The sequence below is a fragment of the Actinoplanes awajinensis subsp. mycoplanecinus genome (assembly GCF_001509495.1).
In the GTDB taxonomy this organism is placed as follows: domain Bacteria; phylum Actinomycetota; class Actinomycetes; order Mycobacteriales; family Micromonosporaceae; genus Actinoplanes; species Actinoplanes palleronii.
Genome location: NZ_LLZH01000328.1, coordinates 1 through 23,213, shown reverse-complemented (window position 1 = coordinate 23,213; position 23,213 = coordinate 1). Strand labels below are relative to the sequence as shown.

At 72.0% G+C, this 23,213-nt stretch carries 19 protein-coding genes and 1 pseudogene; 9 read left to right on the top strand and 11 right to left on the bottom strand.

Going from position 1 to position 23,213, the window contains the following annotated elements; translation table 11 throughout:
• Positions 1 to 14: 14 nt before the first annotated feature.
• The gene (locus ADL15_RS45100) at positions 15 to 1,208 is read right to left on the bottom strand and encodes a globin domain-containing protein (protein WP_067705840.1); all 1,194 of its coding nucleotides are present in this window, start codon (positions 1,206 to 1,208) and stop codon (positions 15 to 17) included.
• Positions 1,209 to 1,259: 51 nt separating this feature from the next.
• On the bottom strand, positions 1,260 to 1,691 hold the full coding sequence (locus ADL15_RS45095; RefSeq protein ID WP_067705835.1) for an RrF2 family transcriptional regulator: 432 nt from the start codon (positions 1,689 to 1,691) through the stop codon (positions 1,260 to 1,262).
• A 158-nt stretch (positions 1,692 to 1,849) separates the two neighbouring features.
• Between ADL15_RS45095 and ADL15_RS45090 the strand changes: the two genes are divergently transcribed.
• Complete coding sequence (locus ADL15_RS45090) at positions 1,850 to 3,916, top strand: ATP-binding protein (protein WP_067705833.1); 2,067 nt, start codon at positions 1,850 to 1,852, stop codon at positions 3,914 to 3,916.
• A 104-nt stretch (positions 3,917 to 4,020) separates the two neighbouring features.
• A complete protein-coding gene (locus ADL15_RS45085; protein WP_067705832.1) occupies positions 4,021 to 5,250 on the top strand; it encodes a GAF domain-containing sensor histidine kinase in 1,230 nt (409 codons plus the stop codon).
• Positions 5,251 to 5,260: 10 nt separating this feature from the next.
• Here ADL15_RS45085 and ADL15_RS45080 read toward each other — a convergent pair whose 3' ends face one another.
• Both ADL15_RS45080 and ADL15_RS45075 read right to left on the bottom strand, forming a co-directional pair.
• Positions 5,261 to 6,055, bottom strand: coding sequence for an isocitrate lyase/PEP mutase family protein (locus ADL15_RS45080; RefSeq protein WP_067705828.1), 795 nt, complete (start codon positions 6,053 to 6,055; stop codon positions 5,261 to 5,263).
• Between the two features lie 19 nt (positions 6,056 to 6,074).
• Positions 6,075 to 7,106, bottom strand: coding sequence for an NAD(P)-dependent alcohol dehydrogenase (locus ADL15_RS45075; protein WP_067705827.1), 1,032 nt, complete (start codon positions 7,104 to 7,106; stop codon positions 6,075 to 6,077).
• Positions 7,107 to 7,189: 83 nt separating this feature from the next.
• Here ADL15_RS45075 and ADL15_RS45070 point away from each other — a divergent pair, with 83 nt between their 5' ends.
• From ADL15_RS45070 to ADL15_RS45060, 3 genes are all read left to right on the top strand, one after another.
• The gene (locus ADL15_RS45070) at positions 7,190 to 7,849 is read left to right on the top strand and encodes a TetR/AcrR family transcriptional regulator C-terminal domain-containing protein (RefSeq protein ID WP_067705823.1); all 660 of its coding nucleotides are present in this window, start codon (positions 7,190 to 7,192) and stop codon (positions 7,847 to 7,849) included.
• Positions 7,850 to 8,245: 396 nt separating this feature from the next.
• Positions 8,246 to 10,591: a PAS domain S-box protein gene (locus ADL15_RS45065; RefSeq protein ID WP_067705821.1), complete on the top strand. Its 2,346-nt coding sequence runs from the start codon at positions 8,246 to 8,248 to the stop codon at positions 10,589 to 10,591.
• Between the two features lie 9 nt (positions 10,592 to 10,600).
• Positions 10,601 to 11,074, top strand: a complete 474-nt coding sequence (locus tag ADL15_RS45060; protein WP_338025630.1) for an NUDIX hydrolase — start codon at positions 10,601 to 10,603, stop codon at positions 11,072 to 11,074.
• Here the strand turns inward: ADL15_RS45060 and ADL15_RS54750 are convergent.
• The 6 genes and pseudogenes from ADL15_RS54750 to ADL15_RS45030 form a co-directional block, all read right to left on the bottom strand.
• A pseudogene (locus tag ADL15_RS54750) lies at positions 11,067 to 12,478 on the bottom strand (cation:proton antiporter). The gene ADL15_RS45060 and the pseudogene ADL15_RS54750 overlap by 8 nt on opposite strands.
• Positions 12,479 to 12,649: 171 nt before the next feature.
• Positions 12,650 to 13,228, bottom strand: coding sequence for a hypothetical protein (locus tag ADL15_RS45050; protein ID WP_232344944.1), 579 nt, complete (start codon positions 13,226 to 13,228; stop codon positions 12,650 to 12,652).
• A gap of 26 nt (positions 13,229 to 13,254) precedes the next feature.
• The gene (locus tag ADL15_RS45045; RefSeq protein WP_067705818.1) at positions 13,255 to 14,448 is read right to left on the bottom strand and encodes a GAF domain-containing sensor histidine kinase; all 1,194 of its coding nucleotides are present in this window, start codon (positions 14,446 to 14,448) and stop codon (positions 13,255 to 13,257) included.
• Positions 14,445 to 16,562, bottom strand: a complete 2,118-nt coding sequence (locus ADL15_RS45040; protein WP_067705816.1) for an ATP-binding protein — start codon at positions 16,560 to 16,562, stop codon at positions 14,445 to 14,447. Before ADL15_RS45040 ends, ADL15_RS45045 begins: the two co-directional genes overlap by 4 nt.
• Before the next feature lie 76 nt (positions 16,563 to 16,638).
• Positions 16,639 to 17,091, bottom strand: coding sequence for a hypothetical protein (locus ADL15_RS45035; protein ID WP_067705813.1), 453 nt, complete (start codon positions 17,089 to 17,091; stop codon positions 16,639 to 16,641).
• 40 nt (positions 17,092 to 17,131) lie between these two features.
• Entirely contained in the window at positions 17,132 to 18,193 is a 1,062-nt protein-coding gene (locus ADL15_RS45030; protein ID WP_157441990.1) for a hypothetical protein, read from the bottom strand.
• A gap of 129 nt (positions 18,194 to 18,322) precedes the next feature.
• Between ADL15_RS45030 and ADL15_RS45025 the strand changes: the two genes are divergently transcribed.
• The 3 genes from ADL15_RS45025 to ADL15_RS45015 are packed head-to-tail and all read left to right on the top strand — an operon-like array spanning position 18,323 to position 21,716.
• Positions 18,323 to 19,735 (top strand): family 2B encapsulin nanocompartment shell protein, encoded by a 1,413-nt coding sequence (locus ADL15_RS45025; protein ID WP_067705807.1) that lies wholly within the window; start codon positions 18,323 to 18,325, stop codon positions 19,733 to 19,735.
• On the top strand, positions 19,735 to 20,865 hold the full coding sequence (locus tag ADL15_RS45020) for a family 2 encapsulin nanocompartment cargo protein terpene cyclase (protein ID WP_232344943.1): 1,131 nt from the start codon (positions 19,735 to 19,737) through the stop codon (positions 20,863 to 20,865). The genes ADL15_RS45025 and ADL15_RS45020 overlap by 1 nt, the downstream gene beginning before the upstream one ends.
• Positions 20,862 to 21,716 (top strand): geranyl diphosphate 2-C-methyltransferase, encoded by an 855-nt coding sequence (locus tag ADL15_RS45015; protein WP_067705803.1) that lies wholly within the window; start codon positions 20,862 to 20,864, stop codon positions 21,714 to 21,716. Before ADL15_RS45020 ends, ADL15_RS45015 begins: the two co-directional genes overlap by 4 nt.
• A gap of 134 nt (positions 21,717 to 21,850) precedes the next feature.
• On the opposite strand, the gene ADL15_RS45010 is transcribed toward ADL15_RS45015, so the two are convergent.
• Positions 21,851 to 22,129, bottom strand: a complete 279-nt coding sequence (locus ADL15_RS45010; protein WP_067705799.1) for an excalibur calcium-binding domain-containing protein — start codon at positions 22,127 to 22,129, stop codon at positions 21,851 to 21,853.
• Between the two features lie 239 nt (positions 22,130 to 22,368).
• On the opposite strand from ADL15_RS45010, the gene ADL15_RS45005 reads away from it, so the two are divergent.
• A partial coding sequence (locus ADL15_RS45005; protein WP_157441989.1) for an ion transporter occupies positions 22,369 to 23,213 on the top strand: 845 nt, incomplete at its 3' end.

Here is a 23,213-nt window from a genome sequence, read left to right as displayed (position 1 = left end):
TTGCAGGCCGGTTGTCACTGCTCATTCCGCGACGGCTCACTCCGCCACTGCTCGGAACCGAACACCTCGTAGCGGATCCGCTCGTCCGGGATGCCGCGCCGGTGCAGACCGGCCCGGACCTGCTGCATGAACGGCACCGGGCCGCACAGGTAGACCTCCGCCTCCGGGTGCACCGGGATCGCGTCGACGTCGATCCGGCCGGCGCCGTCCTCGTACCAGATCTGGCTGGTGAACGAGCGCAGCCGAGCGCCGTTCACCGCCATGTCGGCGCGCAGCGGGTGCCGGTCGGCGCTGCGGTCGGCGTGCACCGCGACCACCTCCCGGGCCGGGGCGACCCGGGACACGTGGTCCAGGATGGCGGCCATCGGAGTGATCCCGACACCCGCGCTGACCAGCAGCAGGGGGCCGTCGCCGGGGCGCAGCACCAGATCGCCGTACGGTTGGCTGATCCGCAGCTTGTCGCCCGCCTCGACCCGGTCGTGCAGGAAGCCGGAGATCAGGCCGTCCGGTGCGCCCGCTCGGCCCCGGACCCGGCGCACCGTGATCCGCAGCGTGCCGCCGGTGGCGGCCTGGGAGAGCGAGTACTGCCGGAGCTGGCGGCTGCCGTCCGGGAGATCCACCGCTACCGTGACATATTGCCCGGGCTGGAAGGACGGCGCGGGCTCGCCGTTCAGCGGTGCGAGCAGCAACGACACCGTGTCGTCGGCCTCGGCGACCCGGTTGACCACCAGGTAGTCGCGCCACGGGTCGGTGCCGTCCACCCCGGCCTCGGCGTAGAGCCGGGCCTCGCGGCCGATCAGCCGGGCCGCGAACAGCCAGTACACCTCGTCCCAGGCGGCCGCGATCTGCGGCGTCACGGCGTCGCCGAGCACCGTGCCGACCGCGCCGAGCAGGTACCGCCCGACCATCGTGTACTGCTCCGGGCGGATGCCGAGGGCACAGTGCCGCTGCGCGATCCGCTCGACGATGTGGTCGAAGACCGCGGCGTCCGGACCGGCGCCGATCAGGTGCGCGGCGAACGCCGCGACCGCGCCGGCCAGGGCGCCGCGCTGCTCGCCGGTGGCCTGCGCGCTGCGGCTGAACAGGTTGGTGAGCTCCGGGTTCTCCTCGAGCATGGTCCGGTAGAAGACCCCGGTGATGGCGTCCAGGTGCGCGCCGACGACCGGGAGGGTCGCCTCGACCACCGGCTTGCTGGATGCGGACAGCATGATTCCTCCGTTGTCTTTCAGGGGCGGCTTGTTCTCAGGGACGGCTTGTTCTCAGGGACGGCGACCGATGCTGAGCAGCGTCTCGCGCACCGGGGGCGCGGCGAGGTCGCCGATCGTGATCGGGTCCAGTGCGGCGTAGAACGCTTCCTGCGCGAGTCGTAGCGCGCCCCGGAGCCGGCAGTTGCCGCGCAGCGGGCAGGGCGGGTCGCCGTCGCAGTCGACCACCTCGGCCGCACCCTCCAGGGAGCGGACCAGGGCGCCGACCGACTCGCCGAGACCGGCGTCGGCCAGCCGGACGCCGCCGCCACGGCCGCGGACGGTCTCCAGGAGGCCGCGATGCTGCAGCGTCTGCACCACCTTGGCGAGGTGGTTGCGGGGCACGGCGAGGGCCTCCGACAGGTCGTCGACGGTGAGCCGGTCGTCGCGCGCCGCGCACAGCATCAGGACACGGAGGCCGATGTCGGTGGAGCGGTTCAGTCGCACACGAGCACCGTACGCCAAAAAGGTATCCAAGATACTTCTTTTGAGAGCGGGGTCTCACGCCGGTGAATTTTCAGGCCTTTGTGCCCGGATGTTCAGGGATTCGCCGTTGCTGCCGAACTGGGAGTCGGAGCCGGCCACCTGACCCGAGGCGTACCCAGATGAGTCTTCAGATGCTGCCCAGCACCGTGCGCTTCGCGGTGCTCTACCTCGTCGCGATCGCCGCGGGACAGCTCACCATCCTCGGCATGCCGGACGCCATGCCGGTGATCTGGCCGGCCACCGCGGTCGCCGCGGTCTGGCTGGTCAACCGGAACGACTCCCGGTGGCGCTGGGTGGACGCCACGGTGCTCGGCGTGCTCACCGCTGTCGCGCTCGCGGCCACCGGGATGGACATCGGCCTGGCGCTGCTGCACGGCGGCACCGCGACGCTCGAGGCGCTGGCCTTCGCGGTCGCCGCGGTCCGCTGGATGCCCGGCATCTGGGTCACCGGCGCCGGGCCGGAGGGCACCGGCCGGCCGCTCGCCACGCTGCCCGACCTGGTGCGGGCGCTGATGGTGGCGACCGGCGCCGCGTTCCTCGGCGCGGCCTTCGGCGGGCTCGGCCAGCACCTGATCGCCGGGGATCCCTCGCTCACCGTGACCGCGATCTGGCTGGTCCGCGACGTGGTCAGCGTGCTGATCTTCGGAGCCGCCGCGCACCGGCTGCTGGCGGTGCCGGCCGACCGGCGGGTCTGGCGGGAAGCCGTGATCATCTACGCCATCTCGGCCGCCGCCTACTTCTACGTGTTCTCGGTCAACGAGGACCTGCCGATCGGGTTCGCGCTGCTGGCCATCACGGTCTGGGCGGCACTGCGGCTGCCCACCGCGCTCACCATCGGGCACGTCATGATCTTCGGGACCACGGCCGCCGTGTTCACCATGCACGGCCAGGGCCCGTACGCCGCGATCGACCATGACAGCCCGGGCACACACACCCTCGTCGTGCAGCTCTTCATCGGGGTCCTGGCCCTGGTCGGCCTGGCCCTGGCGTTCAGCCGGGACGAGCGGAACGCGCTGATCGAGCGGCTGCGCACCTCCGAGTTCGAGGCCACCGAGAAGGCCGGGCTGATGACCACGATCGTCAACTCGATGACCGAGGGCCTGGCGATCCTCGACCAGGCCGGTGGCCTGGTGCTGCGCAACCCGGCCGCCGGTCGGCTGCTGGGCAGCACCAACCAGGTGGCCGGCGGTTCCGCGCTGGGCAGCGACTACGGGTTCTTCCACCCGGACGGCGCCCCGCTCGCCGACGCCGAGCTGCCGTACCAGCGGGCCCTGGCCGGCGAGGACGTGCAGCCGATGGACGTGCTGATCCGCAACGCCGCGGTGCCGGAGGGCCGGATCGTCCGGTTCAACGTGGCCCGGCTGGCCAGCCCGGGCGGTCAGCAGCACGTGGTGGTGGTCTTCCACGACGTCACCGCGGACCGGCGGCACCGCGACGAGCTGATGTCGTTCGCCGGGATGGTCGCGCACGACCTGCTCAACCCGCTGACCACGATCGAGGGCTGGGCCGAGATCCTGGAGACCGAGCTGGCCGGGTACAAGCCGGCCGAGCGGGTCGGCCGGATCCAGCGCGCCGCGGCCCGGATGCGGACGTTCCTGAACGGGCTGCTCGCCTACACCGCGGCCCGCGACGGCAAGCTGATGCCCACCACGATCAACCTGCAGCTGCTGCTCACCGACATCGCCAACAGCCGGTACGACCAGGCGGAGTCCAACCGCACCCAGCCGCCGCAGTTCGTTTTCGGCCAGCTCGACGCGGTCGAGGCCGACCCGGTGCTGGTCCGCCAGCTGCTGGAGAACCTGATCGACAACGCGCTGGAGCTGGCCGCGCCGGGCGTGGCGCCGCAGCTCAGCGTCGCCGCCCAGCCCGCGCCGAACGGGATGGTGCGGATCGACATCCTGGACAACGGGCTGGGCATCCCGCCCGGCATGCGCCAGGCGATCTTCACGAACTTCCACCAGGGCGAGGGCCAGGGCGGGTCCGGGCTCGAGCTCGCCGTCTGCAAACGGATCGTGGAACGGCACGGCGGGACCATCGAGGCCGCCGCGAACCCGTACGGCAGCGGCACCCGGATGACGTTCACCCTCCCGGCCGGCCGCTCGGCCTACGCCCGGGTGCTGGAGAACCAGTGGCAGCAGCGCACCCAGGCTGCCGCGCCCTCCTCGCCGGCCGCGCATCCCAGGTAGCGGGCCTGCACCTGAGGAGGTCTCATTACCGCGGTCCGGCGACCGACTTTTACCTGTAGGGAAGTGCTCCGGGAAGTCCCGGAGGACCGCGAGGGGGATTTCGGATGGCGGCCACGCAAGTCGAGCGCGAGACGCTGGAGCAGGAACGCCTTGCCGCCCTCTACGGCTACGAGATCATGGACACCCCGGCGGAGAGCGACTTCGACGACATCGTCACGCTCGCCGCGCAGCTCTGCGACAAGCCGATCGCGCTGATCAGCCTGGTCGGCGCGGACCGGCAGTGGTTCAAGGCGCGGGTCGGCACGGAGCTCTGCGAGGGGCCCCGCGACGAGTCGTTCTGCACGCACGCCCTGCACCACGACGACATCCTGCAGGTTCCGGACGCCCGGCAGGACCCGCGGTTCGCGGAGCTGCCGCTGGTCGCCGGGGAGGAGCACGTCCGGTTCTACGCCGGCGCGCCGCTGATCACGCCGAACGGCCGCCGGATCGGCACCCTCTGCGTCGCCGACCGGGAGCCCGGGCTGCTCACCCCGGCCCAGCGCGAGGGCCTGCGTGCGCTGGCCCGGCACGTGGTCACCCACCTCGAACTGCGTAAGTACGCCCGGGACATGCACGCGCTCTACGAGCGGTTGCGGGACGCCGAACGGATCAAGGACGAGTTCATCGCCCGGGTCAACCACGAGTTCCGTACGCCGCTCACCTCGATCCACGGGTATCTGGAGATGCTCGGCGACCCGGAACTGCCGTCGTCGAGCCGGGACGGCTTCCTGATGCGGGTCCAGCGCAACTCGGACCGGCTGCTCGCGCTGGTCGACGACATGCTGCTGGCCGCGCAGGTGAGCGCGGAGAGCCGCGACTTCCACCGGCAGCCGGCCGACCTTGCCCTGCTGTGCCGCGCCAAGGTCACCGAGAACCGGTCGCTGGCCGAGGCCAAGGGGCTGACCATCACCGTCGCGTCGGCCGGGCCGGTCTTCGCCGACATCGACCACCGGCGGATGGGCCAGGCGCTGGAGCGGCTGATCCTGAACGCCATCAAGTTCACCGAGCAGGGCTCGATCGAGGTGACCGCCGAGACCCGCGACGGGCAGGCGATGATGCTGGTGCGCGACACCGGCACCGGGATCAGCAAGGCCGACCAGGAGCGGGTGCTGGCGCCGTTCCGGCGGGGCGCCGACGCCGAGCGGGCCGAGGTGCAGGGGCTCGGGCTGGGGTTGAGCATCGTCAAGGCGATCGTGGAGGGACACGAGGGCACCGTGGTGATCGACAGTGCTCCGGGGGAGGGCGCCACGGTCGGTATCGCGGTGCCGGTGTCCGGACCGTACCCGGAAGTTTGATCCTTGTCGGTCAGTTCGTGAACGCGGCCTCGAGCTCGTCGCCGCGCAGCGCGCCGGCGCGGAACCCGGTGGTGCCGGTGGTCAGCAGCTCCTGCGCCGCGTCGCGCAGGGCGCCGTACGCCGCCCAGGCCAGCGCGCCGCCGGTGGACACCCGGCGGACACCGAGGGCGGCCAGCTCCGGCACGGCCGGCGCACCCGGCACGGCCAGCACGTTCACCGGTGCGGACACCTCGGACACCACCCGGGTGATCTCCGCGGGCGTCCGCAGTCCCGGCGCGTAGACCACGTCCGCGCCGGCCGCCCGGTACGCCAGCAGCCGCGCCACCGTGTCGTCGAGATCGTCCCGCCCGTACAAGTGGTTCTCCGCGCGGGCGGTCAGCACGATCCCGTGCCGGGCACAGGCCCGCGCCGCCGCGGCCACCCGCTCGGCACCGACCTCCAGGGTCTCGACCCGATCGGCCGCCGGGTCGTAGTCCTCGATCGAGATGCCCGCCGCGCCCGCCGCGGCCAGCAGGTCCACCGTCTCCGCGATGCCGGCCGCGGTCGCCGCGAAACAGCGCTCGGCGTCCACGTTCAGCGGGATCTCGACCGCCGCGGTCAGCGCCGCCACGTGCGCCACCAGCTCGTCCCGGGTGACCTGCTGGTCCAGCTTGCCGAGGGTGGCCGCGAACCCGGACGACGTGGTGGCCAGCGCGGCGAAGCCGAGGCTCGCCAGCAGCCGGGCCGAGCCGGCGTCCCACGGGTTCGGCATCACGAACGTGCCGCTCTCGTGCAACTCCCGGAACCGTTCCCGCGCAGCAGTCATCTGCCGACCCTAAACGACGTCAGAGCGTCAGCACGACCTTGGCGCGGGCGTGCTCGGTCTCCAGGTAGTGGATCGCCGCGGCCGCCTCGGCCATCGGGAACGTCCGGTCCAGCGCCGGGGTCAGCCGGCCGGAGACGGTCAGCCGGCTCAGCTCGTCGAGGGTGGCGCGGCTCGGGTCGGGCACCGGGTTGATCACTCGCTGCGGGCGGACGAACGCGGCGGCCAGCTTGCCCCGGATCAGCAGGGGGAGCGGGCCGATCACGGTGCCGCCGGTGGAGACGCCGCCGCCGGAGAGGACCAGCGTGCCGCCCGGCGTCAGCACCCGGCGCAGGTCGGCCAGGCTGCGGTTGCCGACCAGGTCGAACACCACGTCGTAGCGCTGCCCGCCGGCGGCGAAGTCGGTGGTGGTGTAGTCGATCACGTGATCCGCGCCGAGTCCGGTGAGCAGCTCGACGTTGCGGGTGCGGCAGACGGCGGTCACCTCGGCGTGCCGGGCCTTGGCGATCTGCACCGCGAACGTGCCGACCCCGCCGGAGGCGCCGTTGATCAGAATCCGCCGGCCGCCGGCTCGATCAATGCCCCCTTGATCAGCATCCCCTTTGTTCGCGGGCTCGGTCACGCCGGCCGCGTCGAGACAGGACAGGGCGGTTCCGCCGGCCAGCGGCAGGGCGGCGGCCTCGGCGAAGGACAGGTGCGCCGGGATCGGGGCGAGCAGGCGCTGCGGGACGACGGCGTACTCGGCGAAGGCGCCCTGCGCGTCGCCCAGGTCGGCGAAGACCCGGTCACCGGTCCGGAAACCCGTCACGTCGCGACCGATCGCGATCACTTCGCCCGCCAGGTCCCGGCCGCGGATCCGGCCGCGCGGCGCGCGGAGACCCAGGGCCAACCTCATCACGTACGGGTCGCCGCGCATCAGATGCCAGTCGTACGCGTTGAGCGCCGCCGCGCGGGTCCGCACGAGCACCTCGCCGTCGCCGGGGACCGGTGTCGCCACGTCGGCCCAGCGCAGCTGCTCCGGCCCGCCGTACTTCTCCTGCGTGATCGCCTTCACGGGTGCCTCCTTCGATGGGGTGTACGCTGTACACCATAGGTGTACGGCGTACACCGGTCAATGGTCCGGTTTAGGGTTGGCCCGTGGATGTTGCCGAGCGGCGGGTTCCGCTCAACCGGGATCGGGTGCTGCGCGCCGCCGTCGAGCTGGCCGACCGCACCGGCATCGACGCGCTGAGCATGCGCAATCTGGCCCAGGAGCTGGGCGTGGTGCCGATGGCGCTGTACAAGCACGTGGCCAACAAGGACGAGCTGCTGGACGGCATGGTCGACACGGTGGTCGCCGCGATCGGCACCTCGGCCGCCGGTGACGGCTGGAAGACCGCGGTGCGGTCCCGGATCCTCGGCGCCCGTACCGCGCTGCTGCGCCACCCGTGGGCCTGGCGCGTGATCGACTCCCGGACCACGCCGACCCCGGCGGTCCTCGCCTACCTCGACTCGATCATCGGACTGTTCCTGGCCGGGGGCTTCTCGCCGGACCAGACCCACCACATCGTGCACGCGCTCGGCACCCGGATGCTCGGCTACACCCAGGAGCTCTTCAACGACTCCCCGGCCAGCTCACCCGCGGCCCAGCGCGAGGCCGCCCGCCTGATGGCCCCGACCTTCCCGAACCTCGCGATCATGGCGCTGGCCGCCGCGCACGACGAGTCCTCGGTAGTCGGCTCCGGCTGCGACGACCAGTTCGAGTTCGAGTTCGCCCTCAACCTGCTCCTCGACGGCTTCGACCACCTCCCCCACTGACCCCGCCCGCGAGGCACCCCGGGCTCGAGATCGCAGCGCGCGTCCCGCCCCGCCGGCTGGTCCCCAGGGGTGCCTCCGGCCCACCGAGACACCCCTGGGGACCAGCCACCCACCGCGAGCCGTCCCGTGGCCCGGACCGCAGCGCGCGTCCCGGTCCCGGCTGGTGCTGAGGGTTGTCTCGGCGGGCCGGAGGCAGCCGCCGGCGCCAGCCGCGGCCGGGAGGCGCGCTGCGGTCCGGGGGTGGGGGCGGCGTCGCGTGAGGCCACCGGGGGACTCGGCTCGTAGCCTGCGGGCGGGCGCTCCGTATTCGTACCGGAAAAGGGCGGTCGGAAGCAGAAGCGGACCGTGACGTCAGGGGGTGCTCAACTATCGGTGCGGAGTGCCGATGGGCACGATATGGCAGTTCTCCAGCAGGGGCGGGTGGACAGTCCGGGCCGGGTCGCGGCCGTGCGGGCGACCGGTCTGCTGGATGCCGGTGAGGCGCCCGGGCTGCGGCGGCTGACAAGGCTCGCGGCGCGGCTGCTGGGTGCGCCGACCGCGCTGGTGTCGCTGGTGCTCGACGATCGGCAGGTGTTCGCGAGCCAGATCGGGTTGCCGCAGCCGTGGGCGGATCTCGGGCAGACGCCGCTGAGCCACTCGTTCTGCCAGCACGTCGTGAACGGCGACCAGCCCCTGGTGGTGTCGGACGCGCGGGAGCATCCACTGGTCCGGGACAACCTGGCGATCACCGAGATCGGCGTGATCGCCTATGCCGGGATGCCGATCCGGGTGGGCGGTGAGACGCTCGGCGCGTTCTGCGCCATCGACGTCGAGCCGCGGGCCTGGACGGCCGAGCACCTGGCGATCCTGGAGGACCTCGCGGCGGCGGTCTCGTCGGAGATCGAGCTGGTCCAGTCGGCGCAGCACGCCGAGGAGAACTCCGCGCTGGTCCGCCGGATCCTCGAGGTGTCCCAGGACGCCTACGTCTCGATCGACGCCGACGGACTGGTCCGGGAGTGGAACCCGGCCGCCGAGCGGCTCTTCGGCTGGTCCCGGGACGAGGCCGCGGGCATGGACCTGAGCACGCTGATCGTCCCGGAGGAGCACCGGGAGGCGCACCACCGGGGCCTGGACCGGGTCCGGTCGACCGGGAAGTCGGTGCTGGCCGGGCAGCGCCTGGAGCTGCCCGCGGTGGATCGCGACGGCCGGGTGTTCCCGGTCGAGTTCACCCTGCAGGCCACCAACATCGGCGGCGGCCGGCCGGTCTTCCACGCGTTCCTGCACGACATCAGCGCCCGCCGGACCGCCGAGGAGCAGCTGCGCCGGCAGGCCGAGCTGATCGACGCCGCTCCGGCCTCGGTCATCGTCCGCGACCCGGACGGCACGATCCGGTTCTGGAATCAGGGCGCCGAGCAGATGTACGGCTGGCCGGCCGACGCCGTGCTCGGCCGCAACATCCACCGGCTGCTCGCCACGGTCTTCCCGAAGCCGCTGTCCGAGGTCGAGCAGGCGCTCGCGACGACCGGCTCCTGGCACGGCGAGCTGGTGCATCGGCGCGCCGACGGGAAGACCGTCGTCGCGCTCAGCCGGCTCGTGTCGCGCCCGGCCGCCGGCGGGACCGGCCAGGAGATCATCGAGACGAACACCGACATCACCGAGCGGCGCCGTGCCGAACAGGCCCGGGAGGAGAGCGAGCGGCGTTTCCGGGTGCAGTTCCACCAGTCCACGATCGGGCAGGTGATCGTCGGGCTGGACGGGAACATCCTGCACGTCAACGACGCGTACGCGCGGATGGTCGGCCGGTCCGCGACCGAGCTGACCGGCTCCGGGGTGGTGCTGCTGACCCACCCGGACGACCGGGACGCCGACACCGAGGCGCTCGCCGGGCTGTTCGCCGACGACGGTGACTCGTACGAGCGGACCAAGCGCCTGCTGCACGCCGACGGGCACCTGGTCGACGTGCAGACCGGCGTACGGCTGATCCGGGACGGCGGCGGCCGGCCGCTGCACCTGATCGGCGTGGTGCAGGACATCACCGAGCAGACCCGGGCCCGGCGCGAACGCGACGTCACGCAGGCCGTGCTCGCCGAGCGCAACGAGCAGCTGCAACGCGCCAACCAGCTGAAACTCGACCTCATGGGGATGCTCTCGCACGACATCGGCACCCCGCTCACCGCGATCCTCGGGTATGGCGAAGTGCTCAGCGAGGCCGACCTGCCCGCTCCGCTGACCGCGCTGACCACCCGGATCATGAACGGCGCGCACCGGATCGACGAGCTGCGGCACAACGTGCTGGCGATGTGCAAACTGGACGCCGGCGAGCTGACCACGGTACGCCAGCCGGTCCTGCTGGGCGCCGCGCTGCAGGACGCGGTGGACGCGGCCGACATGGCCGTGCCGGTCGACTGCCCGCCCGGCGTGACGGTGCTGGCCAACCCCGCGCACCTGCGGCAGATCCTGGTGAACTTCCTGACCAACGCGCGCAAGTACGGCGGCGGCGCCACGGGCCTCTCCGCGGTCGTGGTGGGCGGGGAGGCGGAGGTCAGCGTGACCGACGAGGGCGCCGGGGTGCCCGCCGAGCTGCGGCCGCACCTGTTCGAGCGCTACACCCGGGCCGAGGACAGCCTCGCCGAGGGGCACGGGCTGGGCCTGCACATCGTGTCCAGCCTGGCCCAGGCGAACGGCGGCCGGGTCGGCTACCGCCCGGGTGTGCCGTCCGGCAGCGTCTTCACCCTGCGCCTGGAGATCGCCCCCGCTGGTTAGCCTGACGCGGTGACCCAGGACTGGACCGCCACCCTGCCCCGCAAACGGATGGGTGCCGGGGTGCTGCTCTCCGACCCGGCCGGCCGGGCGCTGATCGTCGAACCGACCTACAAGGACCACTGGGAGATCCCCGGCGGCGTGGTGGAGGCCGACGAGTCCCCGTACGCGGCCGCGGCCCGGGAGCTGACCGAGGAGCTCGGCCTGGCGATCCGGCCGGGCCGGTTGCTGGTCACCGACTGGGTGCCGCCGGTCCCCGGCCGGACCGAGGGCCTGATGCTGCTCTTCGACGGCGGCGTGCTGCCCGACGAGCAGGCCGGCCGGATCCGGCTGCCCGCCGACGAGCTGCGCAGCTGGGCGTGGTGCACCGGGCCGGAGGCCGCCACCCGGCTCTCCGGGCTGCTGGCCCGCCGGCTCACCGCCGCCATCGAGGCTCGCGCGGCCGGCACGGTGGCCTACCTGGAGGACGGCTTCGCCCTCAGCTGATCGGTGTCGCCCCGGGGATGCCGGTGGTGGTGTGGCGGGCGGCCTGGCGCAGGTCCAGGTCCTCGATCAGCTCGCGGGCCAGGTCCTCGGTGACCGTCCGCTCCACCACCGCCCGGCCCAGGGCGAGCCGCTGCGCCTCGAAGGACGCGTCCACGTCGGTGGCCGGCTGGGCGGCGGCCTCGGCGACGATCCGGTGGGCCCGCTCGCGGACCTGCTCCTCCTCGGCGCGCTCGGCGGTCAGGTCGAACTTCAGCCGCTTGGCCAGCCAGCCGATCGTGGTGCCCTGGATCAGCAGGGTGCCGAGCGTGACGATCAGCGCGATCGCCTGGATCGCGTCCCGGCCCGGGAACGGCGCGCCGGACGAGGTGTGCTCCGGGACCGCGGCCGCGGCGGCCAGGGTGAGGATGCCGCGCATGCCGGTCCAGCCGACCAGGGTGGTCTCCTTCATGGTCGGCGGCGGCAGCGGCTCACCACCGCGGCGCCGGGCGAGCCGGTCCCGGTGGACCTGGGCGGCGCGCGGGTCGCGGGCGACCCGCACCTGGATCGCCCGGTGTTTCAGGCTCCAGCGGCCGAACAGGCCGAAGACCGCCACCATCCGGAACACGATCGCCGCCACCAGCAGCACCCCGGCCGCGATCAGCGTGCGGTACACGCCCGGGTCGTCGGACTCGGCCAGGTCGTCGAGGACGAACTTGAGCTGCAGCCCGATGTACGCGAAGACGAACGTCTCCAGCAGGAAGTCCATCACCCGCCAGACCTGCTCCTCCTGCAGCCGGGTCAGGTAGCCGCCGGGGTACTGGTGCTTCGGGTCGAGGGCCAGGTTGATGCTCATCGAGAACGCCGCGGCGACCACGGCCAGGATGCCGGACGCGTGCACCTCCTCGGCGGTCAGGAACGCGGTGAACGGCAGCAGCAGGGTCAGCGCCGTCTCCAGCGTCGGGTTGCCGAGCCGTTTGCGCAGGATCAGCCCGAGCAGGGCGAACCCGGCCCCGATGGCCAGCCCGATCGACGCGGTGCGCAGGAACTCCAGGATGCCGCCGCCCCAGGTGGCGTGCTCGCCGTTGACCGCGGCCACCGCGATGCTGAACAGGGTCAGCGCGGTCGCGTCGTTGACCAGGCTCTCCCGGTGAGGATCGAGGTGGCCCGCTTCGGCAGCCCGATCTCGGCGCCGTGCGAGACGGTGGTGATGGTGTCCGGCGGGGCCAGGATCGAACCCAGCACGAACGCGGCGGTGAGGCCGATCGTCGGCAGCAGCAGCGAGGAGAGCCAGCCGAGCACCGCGGCGGTGAGCACCACGACGACCACGCCGAGCGAGATGATCGCGCGCAGGTTCGCGCCGAAGGCGGAGACCGAGGCGCCGCGGGTCGCCGAGTAGAGCAGCGGCGGGATCACGATGGCGAGCATCAGGTGGCTCTCCAGCTCGAGCCGGGGCACGCCGGGGATGAACGAGGCCGCGGCCGCGATCACCACGATCACCCAGCCCGGCTCGATGCGATGCCGGCGCGCGACCGACGTGACCGCGATGCCGGTGCCGATGATGAGCAGAAGCTGCACGCCGTTCACCGGGACACCCTATTAGGGCACGGCTCCGAGCAGGGTCAGGACGTCGGTGAACATCGCCGTGGAGGCCACCGGGTCGAGGTGTTCGGCCTGCCAGCCACGGTTCCGGATGCCCTGCAGGACGGCGACCATCGTGGTCCGCACGGTGCGCAGGGTGGCCGGGGAGAGCAGCACCGCCACGGTGCCGGCGGCGTCCGCGGCGCGCTGCGCGGCGCCGAGGGCGACCAGGGCGGCCGCCGACCCGTTCAGGATCTGCGCCACGTGCAGGCGGTCCCGGTCCAGGTTGAAGGCGGCCACGTGTACGGCCAGGCCCAGCGCCGCCAGCAGCCGCCCGGTCTCGTCGCCGCTGAGCACGGCCGGCATGGTCGCGGAATCGTCCTCGGCGGCCCCGTTCCCGTCGCCGAACCCGGTGATCAGCTCGGCGGCCACCTCCGGCGGGACGTGCAGCGTGGCCAGCGGGACGTCCGGGAACCGCCGGCGCAGCGCGGCCTCGACGGCGTCCCGGATCACGTAACCGGGGACCACCCGGCGCTGCTCGGCCAGCCGCCGCATGATCACCGCGACCACGTCGTCGGGGAACATCGGCCGCTCCATCCGCCTACCGTATCGCCGGGAACGGGTCAGTCGAAGGCGGGCAGCGTGACCCGGGCCGTGACTCCGTGCGGATCGCTGGTCACGGTCAGCTCGCCCAGGTGCGCCGCGATCGTCGCCCGGGCGATGGTCAGGCCCAGCCCGACGCCGGGAACTGCCTGGTCACGCGCGTGCCGGCCCCGGTAGAAGCGGTCGAAGACGTACGGCAGCTCGTCGTCCGGGATGCCCACCCCGGCGTCGCTGATCTCGACGACCGGTTGCGGATCGGCGGTGACCCGTACCGTGATCTGCCGGTGTTCCGGGGTGAACAGCAGCGCGTTGCGCAGCAGCTGCTCGATCGCGTGGGACAGCCGGGACAGGTCGGCGCGCACGATGACCGGCGGGCCGGTGTGCACGTCGATCGGCTCGGACCGCCGCGCGGCGAGGGACCGGCAGGCGGACACCGCGGTCTCGACCGCGGTGTTCAGGTCGGCCGGCCCGATCGGGGCGGGCAGCGGCGCGTCGGACGGCCGGGTGCCGGCCAGGATGTGGTCGACCATCGAGACCAGGCGCCTGCCGTTGCGTTCGATCGGTTCGATCAACCGCCGGTACGGCGCCAGGTCCTCGTCGTCGCAGAGCAGCTCCAGGAACCCCTGGATCGTGGTGACCGGGGTCCGCAGCTCGTGCGTGATCGTCGCGATCAGGTCCTCCTCGCGCTGTGCCGCGCGGGCCAGGTGATCACCGAGGTCGGCGAGCTGCAGCCGGTTGCGGATCGCGGCCAGGTGCATCGAGGCCTGTCCGGCGAACGTGGTGAGCGCGTCGATCTGCCGGTCGCCGATCTCCCGGGTCACGTCGTCGACCACGCAGACGGTGCCCAGCACGTGGCCGGCCTCGTCGAAGACCGGTGCGCCCGCGTAGAACCGGAGGTGCGGCGCGCCGATCACGTTGGCGTAGCCGGCGAACGTCGGGTCCAGGGCGGCGTCCGGGACGATCAGCGGCTTGCGGGCCGGGACCACGTGCGCGCAGAACGAGACGTCCAGCGGGGTCTGCGGCACCGGCAGGCCGACGCTGCCGGCGAACCACTGCCGGTCCCGGTCGACGAGCGAGACGGCGGCGATCGGGGTGTCGAACATGGTGGCGGCCAGCCGGGTGAGGTCGTCGAGCACCGCCGGCCGGGGCCGGTCCAGCACCCGATAGGAGCGCAGTGCGGCGAGCCGGGCCTCGTCGTTGACGACGTCGCTCATAGCCTGACCATCGGCTCTGCCCCGGCATTGCTGAGGAGCGGCGCGAGGACCGGCGCGGCCGGGAGGGTGAAGGTGAACCGGGAGCCACCGCCCGGGTTGTCGCCGGCCGTGATGGTGCCGCCGTGCCGCTCGGCGATCCGCTTGCAGATGCCCAGGCCGAGACCGGTGCCGGCGTACCCCTCGGTGCGGTGCGCCCGGTGGAAGTTTCCGAAGATCGTCTCGTGCTGGCCGGCCGGGATGCCGATGCCGTTGTCGGCCACCGAGATCCGGACCAGGCCGTCGGCGGTGCCGCCGGTGAGGGTCAGGGCCGGCTCGACGCCCGGCGCGGTGTACTTGATCGCGTTCCCGATCAGGTTGTCCAGCAGTTGCCGGGTCAGCACCGGGTCGGCGTAGACCGCGGGCAGGTCGCCGACGGTGAAGTGGGGCCGTGGCGTGCCGGCGGCCACCGCCGCGTCGCTCCGGGCCGCGGTGATCTCGGCGACCAGCTCGTCCAGGTCGATCCGGGCCGGTGCCACCTCGGCGTCCCGGGCGGTGGTGTAGTCCAGCAGCCCGCTGATCAGGGTGCGCATCCGGCCCGCGGCGCGGCGTACCCGGGCCAGGCCGTCCCGGGCCCGTTCCACGCCGGGCACCCCGTCCAGGGCGTCCTCGGCCGCCTCGCTCCAGCCCTCGACGGTGGTCACCGGGTTCAGCAGGTCGTGCGCCACCACGCCGGCGAAGCTGGTCAGCTCGTCGCGGTGCCGGCGTTCGGCGGTGACGTCGTGGAACAGCAGCACGGCGGTGCGCTCCCCGCCGACGTCGTTGAACGAGCCGGAGGTGACCCGCAGGATCCGGCCCTCCGGCACACCGGCGTTGCGCACCAGATAGTCCTGGCCGTGCAGGTGGTCGCCGGCTATCGCGCGGCGGTGCATCATCTCGGACTCGGCGACCGGGCGGCCGTCGAGGTGGAAGAGGCCGTAGTGCGTGCTGGTGAGCATCCGGTGGTCCGGGCTGACCTGGCCGCCGAGCAGGCGCGCCGCGGCCGGGTTGCGCAGCACCACCCGGCCGTCCGCGGCGATCACCGCGAGGCCGTCGGTCATCGAGTCGACGATCGTGGTCATCATGTCGGCGCGCCGGGACGCCTCCTCGCGGTGCACGGCCAGTTCGGCCTTCTCGGCGGCGAGTTCGGCGAGCAGCGCGTCGCGTTCGGCCCGGCCGAGCGCCAGGGCCAGGCCGACCACGGCCACCAGCGCCACGAAGAGCTGTGCCAGGAACGCCCGGGCGGCGTTGTCCTCGACCGCCGCGAACGGTCCCAGCCCGTGCAGGGTGAACAGCACCGAGACGGTGCCGGTGGCCAGGGCGTGCAGCGCCACGAACGGGGTGGCGAGCCGGGTGCCGGCCCACACCGTCACGGCGATCATGAGGAAGGTCAGTGGCAGGCCGTGGCCGAGGGCGAAGCCGGCCACGTACGTGGCCATGGTGCCCACGATGATCGCGAGGTACTCCAGGACCCGGCGCCGCGGTGCGGCCGCCAGCAGCGACATGCCGTGCCGGCCCCACCGCGCCAGGCCGCCGTGCCGGTCCCGGTACCCGGTCACCGCGTGCCCGACGCTCAGCGCCACCGCACCGAGCAGCAGCACGCTGGCGGTGTTGCGGGCCAGCCAGACGAAGGCCGCGGCCCAGGAGAAGGTGCCGGTGACCAGCCAGATCACCAGCGGGCCGACGACTGCGCCGGACAGGGTGGCGGTGAACGCGGCGGCGAGCAGCCCCCACAGGTCGCCGGGGGTCCGCATCGGCGCGGGTCCGCCGGTGCCCCAGAGCCCGGGGCGCCAGCGCTGGAAGAGCACCAGGAAGACCGCGACCTGCAGCAGGTTGGCCACCACGAAGCACAGGGCGAGCGTGGGCGACGCGCCGGTGATCATGTTGATCGCCATGGTGACCAGTGCGAACGCGGCCACGTCCGGCCAGGTCGCCCGGGCCTGCCGCTGGGCGCAGAACCAGATCACGGCGACGCCGGCGGCGGGCCAGACCAGGCTGAGGTTGGACGAGTCCATCACGGTCAGCCGGCCGGCCGCGCAGGCGATCGCGTAGGCGGCGGCGAACATCACCGTGCGCAGGAGCGACGAGCGGTACGACACCCTGCCTCCGTCCTCGGCCGTTGTCCGGTCCGAGGTCTATCGGCCCCCGTGCTACCGAGTTGAGGGCCGGGCCGGGTCAGGTGAAACGCAGGCGCATCGCGTCGGTGTGACCGGACCAGGAGAGCGTGAGGGCCCAGCAGCCGGGCGCGGGGAGCTGGACGGACGACGGGCCGGCACCGCCGGTGAGTTCCTGGCGCGCGACCTGCCCGTCGTCCCGGACGGCGTCGATGACCAGCGGGCCGGGGGAGTCGACCGGGAGCCGGGACACCCAGAGGATCTTGGTGCCCCGGTCCGGGTCGGCCACCGGCGGGTAGTTGAACAGCACCGCCATCAGGTCGCCCCGGTCGCCGAGCCGGTGCGGGGTCCCGGCGCCGTCGCCGGTGAACCCGGCCCGGGCCCACTCGGGCAGGGCCGCCCGGCTCACTCCGGTTTCGCAGTCCCCGCGGGACGGGGTGGTGGCCGGTGCCGGCTTCGACGCGGTGCACGCGCCGAGGAGGAGGATCAGGATCGCAGGAGCGAGCGTACGCATGAAGCAGTGACACCGGCGGGTCGCACGGGGTTCCCGGGCATCACGCCTTGCGGGCCACCGCGTGCTTGCCCCGCGCCTTGACCACGTAGGCGCTCGTGGCACCGGTGTACGGGTTCTTCGCGCCGATCCGCACCCCGCCGGCCCTGTTCCTGACCGTGACCATCGTGACCTCGATGCTGCGGTTGAAGCCGGTGACCACCACCCGGCCCCACTTGCGGACACCGGCCGCGGTGACGTTCCTGCCGTGCGCCTTCTCCTCGACCAGCGCGGTGATGTCCCCGGCGACCCGCGCCACGCTGCTCGCCATGGTCCGGTAGGCCAGCGCCTTGGTCAGCGTCACCCGGCTGATCACCTGGGTGGACGGGGGCAGCGTCACGCTGTGCGCGCCGTACTGGAAGAGGAACGTCTCGTCGATCGCGGGCGACGCGACGGTGCCGCCGGAGGCCACCCCGCCGGCGTCCGCGGAGTACGTGATCGTCGCGGAGTCCGTCGTGTACGCGTAGTCGGCGGAGCCGTCGTCGTGGACGGTCCTGGTGCCCGGGTGTCGCGGGTCCTGGACGATCAGGTCGGACGGGGCCGGGGCGTTCTGGCCGGCCCAGGTGTCCAGGGTCAGCTTGGGGTCCGGTTGGAAGACGTACCGCGCGGCCGGGAGGCCGGCCATCCTGGCGGCGGCGTGCTCGGCCGGGTCGGCCAGGTACACGTATTCGCCCTTGCCGCCCACGCCGAAGCCGATGGTGACGCCCTCGCCGGCGATCACGCTGCGGAAGGAGCCGCGGCCGTGTACCGGGTCGGCGGCGAACCTCACCGAGCCGGTCTGCCGGCCGGTGTCCGTCGCCTTCAGCAGAGCCGGGTGGTGCAGCAACGTCGTGGTCACCGCGGTCGTGGAAAACGAGTTGAAGGTGGCCGTGACCTCGCCGGCGTACCCGGGGATCTCCGCGATGGCCGTGGTGGCGGCCACCGCCTTGAGCGCGGCGGCCATCTCGGCGCTGCTCAGCGACGTGGTGGTGCCGTCGGCCAGCGCCGCGGCCGGTGCGGCGAGCGCGCCGGCCGCCAGCGAGGCGGTGGTGGCGAGGAGCAGGGCACGGAACAGGGTCTTCTCCATGATCTTCAAGCTAGAAGCCCTGCTCAGGGCATGTGTGCATATTCCGTGAAACCCGACAAAACGTCTTGATCTGCGATAGAACGGCGTTACGGAATACATGCTTGAAAACCGACGAACGGGGTACGAACGGTGGCTACTCCCACCCAGTCCGAAATCCGTGAGGAAGAGAAAGAGCGGGAACGCCAGAGCAGTCTCAGCACGGCGGCGGCCCGGAACCTGACCACCACCACCAAGACGGTCCCGCAGATGCAGGAGATCACCTCGCGGTGGCTGCTGCGCAAGCTGCCGTGGGTGCAGGTCTCCGGCGGCGCCTTCCGGGTGAACCGGCGGATGACCTACCGGATCGGCGACGGCCGGCTCAGCTTCACCAACGTCGGCGCCCAGGTCCGCGTCGTCCCCGCCGAACTGCGTGAGCTCTCCGTGCTCAGCGAGTTCGACGATCCCGAAGTGCTCGCCGACATGGCCGACAAGTTCGTCCAGCAGGAGTACCAGCCCGGCCAGGTGATCGTGGAGTTCGGCTCGATCGCCGACCAGGTCTACGTGATCGCGCACGGCAAGGTGAACAAGGTCGGCGTGGGCGCCTACGGCGACCCGGTCAACCTGGGTGTGCTGGCCGACGGCGAGGCGTTCGGTGAGCAGGCGCTGATCGACGCCGAGCGGATCTGGGACTACACCGCCAAGGCGATGACCGCGGTGACCCTGCTGAGCATGCCGCGGTCCGCGTTCGTCGAACTGCTCGGCCGCAGCGTCCACCTGCGCTCGCACGTCGAACGCTTCCAGGCCAAGAACCGCCGCCCGCAGAACAAGCACGGCGAGGCGGCGATCTCGGTCGCCGCGGGCCACAAGGGCGAGCCGGTCCTGGACGGCACGTACGTCGACTACGAAGAGGCCCCGCGCGAGTACGAGCTGAGCGTCGCGCAGACCATCCTGCGGATGCACACCCGGGTCGCCGACCTCTACAACGACCCGATGAACCAGCTCGAGCAGCAGCTCCGGCTCACCGTCGAGGCGCTGCGCGAGCGCCAGGAATACGAAATGATCAACAACCGCGAGTTCGGCCTGCTGCACAACGCCGACCTGCGGCAGCGCATCCACACCCGGGGCGGCCCGCCCACCCCGGACGACCTGGACGAGCTGCTCAGCATGCGGCGCAGCACCAAGATGTTCCTGGCGCACCCGCAGGCCATCGCGGCGTTCGGCCGGGAGTGCACCAAGCGCGGCATCTACCCGCCGATGCTCGACATGGACGGGCACACCGTGATGGCGTGGCGCGGCGTGCCGATCCTGCCCAGCGGCAAGATCCCGGTCACCGAGTCGCACACCACCTCGATCCTGGCGATGCGGCTCGGCGAGTCCGACCAGGGTGTGGTCGGGCTGCACCAGACCGGCATCCCGGACGAGTACGAGCCGAGCCTCTCCGTGCGGTTCATGGGGATCAACGAGCAGGCGGTGATGTCCTACCTGGTCAGCGCGTACTACTCGGCCGCGGTGCTGGTGCCGGACGCGCTGGGCATCCTGGACCACGTCGAGCTGTCGCACTGATGCTGCTCGCCCCCGATCTCGGCAGGGACATCCTGCGTGACCTGCGCGGAGCGCCACCCGGTGAACTCGCTGCCGTGCTCACCGCCGTACCGGAGAAGTCGAAGATCGGTCTGGCGCCGACCGGCCTCGGAACCTCCGCGGCCCGCTTCTTCCTCCGGCCGGAGAGCCCGGCGCCGCAGCTCTTCTGCCCCGGACCGGTGCGCGACGACCGTGCGCTGGGTGAGCAGGTCAACCGGGCCGTGGTGCGCTGGGCCGAGCAGGTCGGCATCTACCCGGGCCGGCTGGACAAGCTGCGGACGGCCGACTTCGGCCGGTTCATGATGCTGGCCCACCCCAACACGTCCGATCCTGATCGGCTGCTCGCGGCGACCAAGTGCCTGGTCGCGGAGTGGGCGGCGGACGACTACTACGTCGACGAGGTGTCCCTGGGCGCCGACCCGATGGTGGTCGGCTCCCGGCTCGCCAACCTGCACGCGGTGGTCGACCCGGCCGCGCTGCCGCGCCGGTACGCGGCCGACCACGAGGAGCATCACCGGCTGCAGCCGATCTCGGTGGCGTTCCGCAGCGCGATGGAACACCTGGCCAGGTATACGACCGCGGCGCAGATGGGCCGCTTCCAGCACCAGATGGCGATCCTCTTCCTGGCCTGGACGCAGGAGGCCGACTGGCACGCCAACCGGCGCACCCCGCCGGTCTGGGAGTACCTGGTGCAGCGGCACCTCAACAACTACCTGCCGCCGATGATCCTGATCGACGTGCTGGGCGGTTACGAGCTGTCCCCGGACGAGTTCTACCACCCGCGGGTGCGCGAGGCGTTCACCACCGCCGGCGACGCCGCCGTGCTGGTCAACGACCTCTACTCGGGAAAGAACGAGTCCGAGACCGATCACAACCTGCCGACCGTGCTGACCGCGCACGAGGGGCTCACACCCCGGGAAGCGCTCCTGCGCACCGTCGAGATCCACAACGAACTGATGACCAGCTTCGTGACCCTGGCCGCCTCGCTGAGCGCGACCGGGTCACCGAACCTCCGTCGCTTCCTGGCCGACACCTGGGCCTGGCTGGGCGGCAGCCGGGAGTGGCACGCGACGAGCGGCCGTTACCACGACTCTCAAGGAGAAGACTCATGACGACCACTGCCCTCTCTCCGCTGCGTACCGACTTCGAGCGCTCGGTCGCGGCCTACTGGAACACCAACCAGGTCGACCCGGTCAACCTGCGCCTCGGCGAGGTCGACGGCCTCTACCACCACCACTACGGGATCGGCGAGCCCGACCTGAGCGTGCTCGGCGGCCCGGTCGAGACCCGCGAGCAGCGGCTGATCGCCGAGCTGCACCGGCTGGAGAGCGCGCAGGCCGACCTGCTGCTCGACCACCTCGGGCCGATCCGGCCCACCGACGCGCTGCTGGACGGCGGCTCCGGCCGGGGCGGCACCAGCATCATGGCCAACGCCCGGTTCGGCTGCCAGGTCGACGGCGTGTCGATCTCCGAGTACCAGGTCGGCTTCGCCAACGAGCAGGCGAGCCGGCGCGGGGTCGCCGACAAGGTCAGGTTCCACTTCCGGAACATGCTGGAGTCCGGGTTCGCCACCGGGTCGCGGCAGGCGATCTGGACGAACGAGACCACGATGTACGTCGATCTGGACGACCTGTTCGGCGAGTTCGCCCGGATGCTCGGCTTCGGTGGCCGCTACGTCTGCATCACCGGCTGCGCGAACGACGTGACCGGCCGGCGCTCCAAGGCGGTCAGCAAGATCAATGAGCACTACACCTGCGACATCCACCCGCGCAGCGACTACTTCAAGTCGCTCGCGGCGCACGATCTGGTCCCGATCAACGTGGTCGACCTGACCGCGGCGACCATTCCGTACTGGGAGCTGCGCGCCAAGTCGGACGTCGCGACCGGGATCGAGGAGGCGTTCCTCACGGCGTACAAGGAGGGTAGCTTCCACTACCTCTTGATCGCCGCCGACCGGGTCTGACCAGCCCGGCCGGAAATGCCGCCGCCGGGGGCCTCGCCCCCGGCGGCGGTTTTTTCACGCGCCGGGCAGTGGTGCTGCCGTTTTGCGCGCCGGGCAGGCTGCTGCTCCGGTCGACCCGGCACACGAGCCCGGCGTCACCGCTTCTCGCAGGCCACGCCGTCCTTGTCGCGGTCCGACTTCTTGTTCGCGTTGTACAGCTTGGTGTTGACGTAGAACGTGGTGACGGCCTTGGTCTTGCCGCGCACCTTGTCCTTCGCGCCCTTCTTGCCGACACCGTGCTTGTACTTCTTGTTCAGCTCGGTGCAGTTCTTGAAGGTCTTGATCGGCACGGCCGCCTCGGCCGGCGACGCGAGGACGGCCCCGCCGCCGGCGGCCAGAGCCAGCACCAGAACCCCACGAATCAGTTTCTGCATCGTTCTCCCCATCGGTGACTGCGTGCCACCCTAGGTGACCAGGCGGTCGCTGACCGATAGAAGTCACTCATTCCGCTGAACGTCCGGCCACGTTCGCCACTTCGGCCGACCGGGATCACCCGGGCGGGTGGTGTCCGGTAGGGCACGCGGTGTGACGAGGTGGGCGGTTTACCCGAGGCGGTACGGACTGACATAGGCTCCGGCCGGTTACCGTTCGGCCGAGGGAGCACCGACCGTTGATGAAGTCCACCCGTGGCCTCGCCGCGCGCTGTGCGCGAGTGGTCGAGGCGCCCTGGTTCAACATCGCCGGGTTCGTCGTCATCATGGTCAATGCCGCGGCTCTCGGGCTGGAGACGTACGGTCCGGTGGTCCGCACCGCCGGCGCCGAGCTGCAGGTCCTCGAGTACCTGTGCGTGACCGGCTTCGTGGTCGAGTTGATTGTCCGGTTCGGATCACATCTGAGCGCCCCTGCCGGGTTCTTCCGGGACCGCTGGAACCTGTTCGACCTGGCGATCGTGGTCGCGCCGCTGCTGCCCGGGGTGCGGGAGAACGTCACCCTGCTGCGGCTGTTGCGCCTGGCCCGGATCCTGCGCACGTTCCGGCTCTTCCCGAGTTTGCGGGTGATCCTGGTCGGCATCCGGCGCAGCCTGCCCGGCCTGGCCAGCTTCCTGCTGGTCACCGTCCTGCTGCTGTACGGCTACGCGATGCTCGGCTGGATGATGTTCGGCACCGCTTTCCCGGACCGGTACGGCACGGTCGGCCAGGCGATGCTCACCCTCTTCCTGCTGCTCTCCCTGGACGGCATCACCGACACCTTGCAGGCCGGCCGGGAGGTGAGCGGCTGGGCCGTCCTCTACTACGTGTCCTACATGGTCACTGCCTGCTACCTGCTGACCAACCTGCTGGTCGGCGTGGTGCTGACCGCGCTGCAGGAGGCACACGAGGACGAGCGAGCCACCCACCAGCCCGGCCACAAGACCGCGTCCCAGCCGCCACGGTCCCTCCCGGAGGCCGCCTCGATCACCCTCCTGGCCGCGACCCCCGGCCCGGTCCCGTCCCCCGGCCCCGCCCCGTCCCCCTCGTC

Excerpts from the sequence above, each read along its gene's own strand:
- ADL15_RS45045 (WP_067705818.1), bottom strand. The coding sequence starts at position 14,448 with ATGAGCGACGTCGTCAACGACGAGGCCCGGCTCGCCGCACTGCGCTCC.
- ADL15_RS45010 (WP_067705799.1), bottom strand. The coding sequence starts at position 22,129 with ATGCAGAAACTGATTCGTGGGGTTCTGGTGCTGGCTCTGGCCGCCGGC.
- ADL15_RS45065 (WP_067705821.1), top strand. The coding sequence starts at position 8,246 with ATGGCAGTTCTCCAGCAGGGGCGGGTGGACAGTCCGGGCCGGGTCGCG.
- ADL15_RS45015 (WP_067705803.1), top strand. The coding sequence starts at position 20,862 with ATGACGACCACTGCCCTCTCTCCGCTGCGTACCGACTTCGAGCGCTCG.
- ADL15_RS45090 (WP_067705833.1), top strand. The coding sequence starts at position 1,850 with ATGAGTCTTCAGATGCTGCCCAGCACCGTGCGCTTCGCGGTGCTCTAC.
- ADL15_RS45100 (WP_067705840.1), bottom strand. The coding sequence starts at position 1,208 with ATGCTGTCCGCATCCAGCAAGCCGGTGGTCGAGGCGACCCTCCCGGTC.
- ADL15_RS45085 (WP_067705832.1), top strand. The coding sequence starts at position 4,021 with ATGGCGGCCACGCAAGTCGAGCGCGAGACGCTGGAGCAGGAACGCCTT.
- ADL15_RS45020 (WP_232344943.1), top strand. The coding sequence starts at position 19,735 with ATGCTGCTCGCCCCCGATCTCGGCAGGGACATCCTGCGTGACCTGCGC.
- ADL15_RS45080 (WP_067705828.1), bottom strand. The coding sequence starts at position 6,055 with ATGACTGCTGCGCGGGAACGGTTCCGGGAGTTGCACGAGAGCGGCACG.
- ADL15_RS45050 (WP_232344944.1), bottom strand. The coding sequence starts at position 13,228 with ATGGAGCGGCCGATGTTCCCCGACGACGTGGTCGCGGTGATCATGCGG.
- ADL15_RS45030 (WP_157441990.1), bottom strand. The coding sequence starts at position 18,193 with ATGGAGAAGACCCTGTTCCGTGCCCTGCTCCTCGCCACCACCGCCTCG.
- ADL15_RS45035 (WP_067705813.1), bottom strand. The coding sequence starts at position 17,091 with ATGCGTACGCTCGCTCCTGCGATCCTGATCCTCCTCCTCGGCGCGTGC.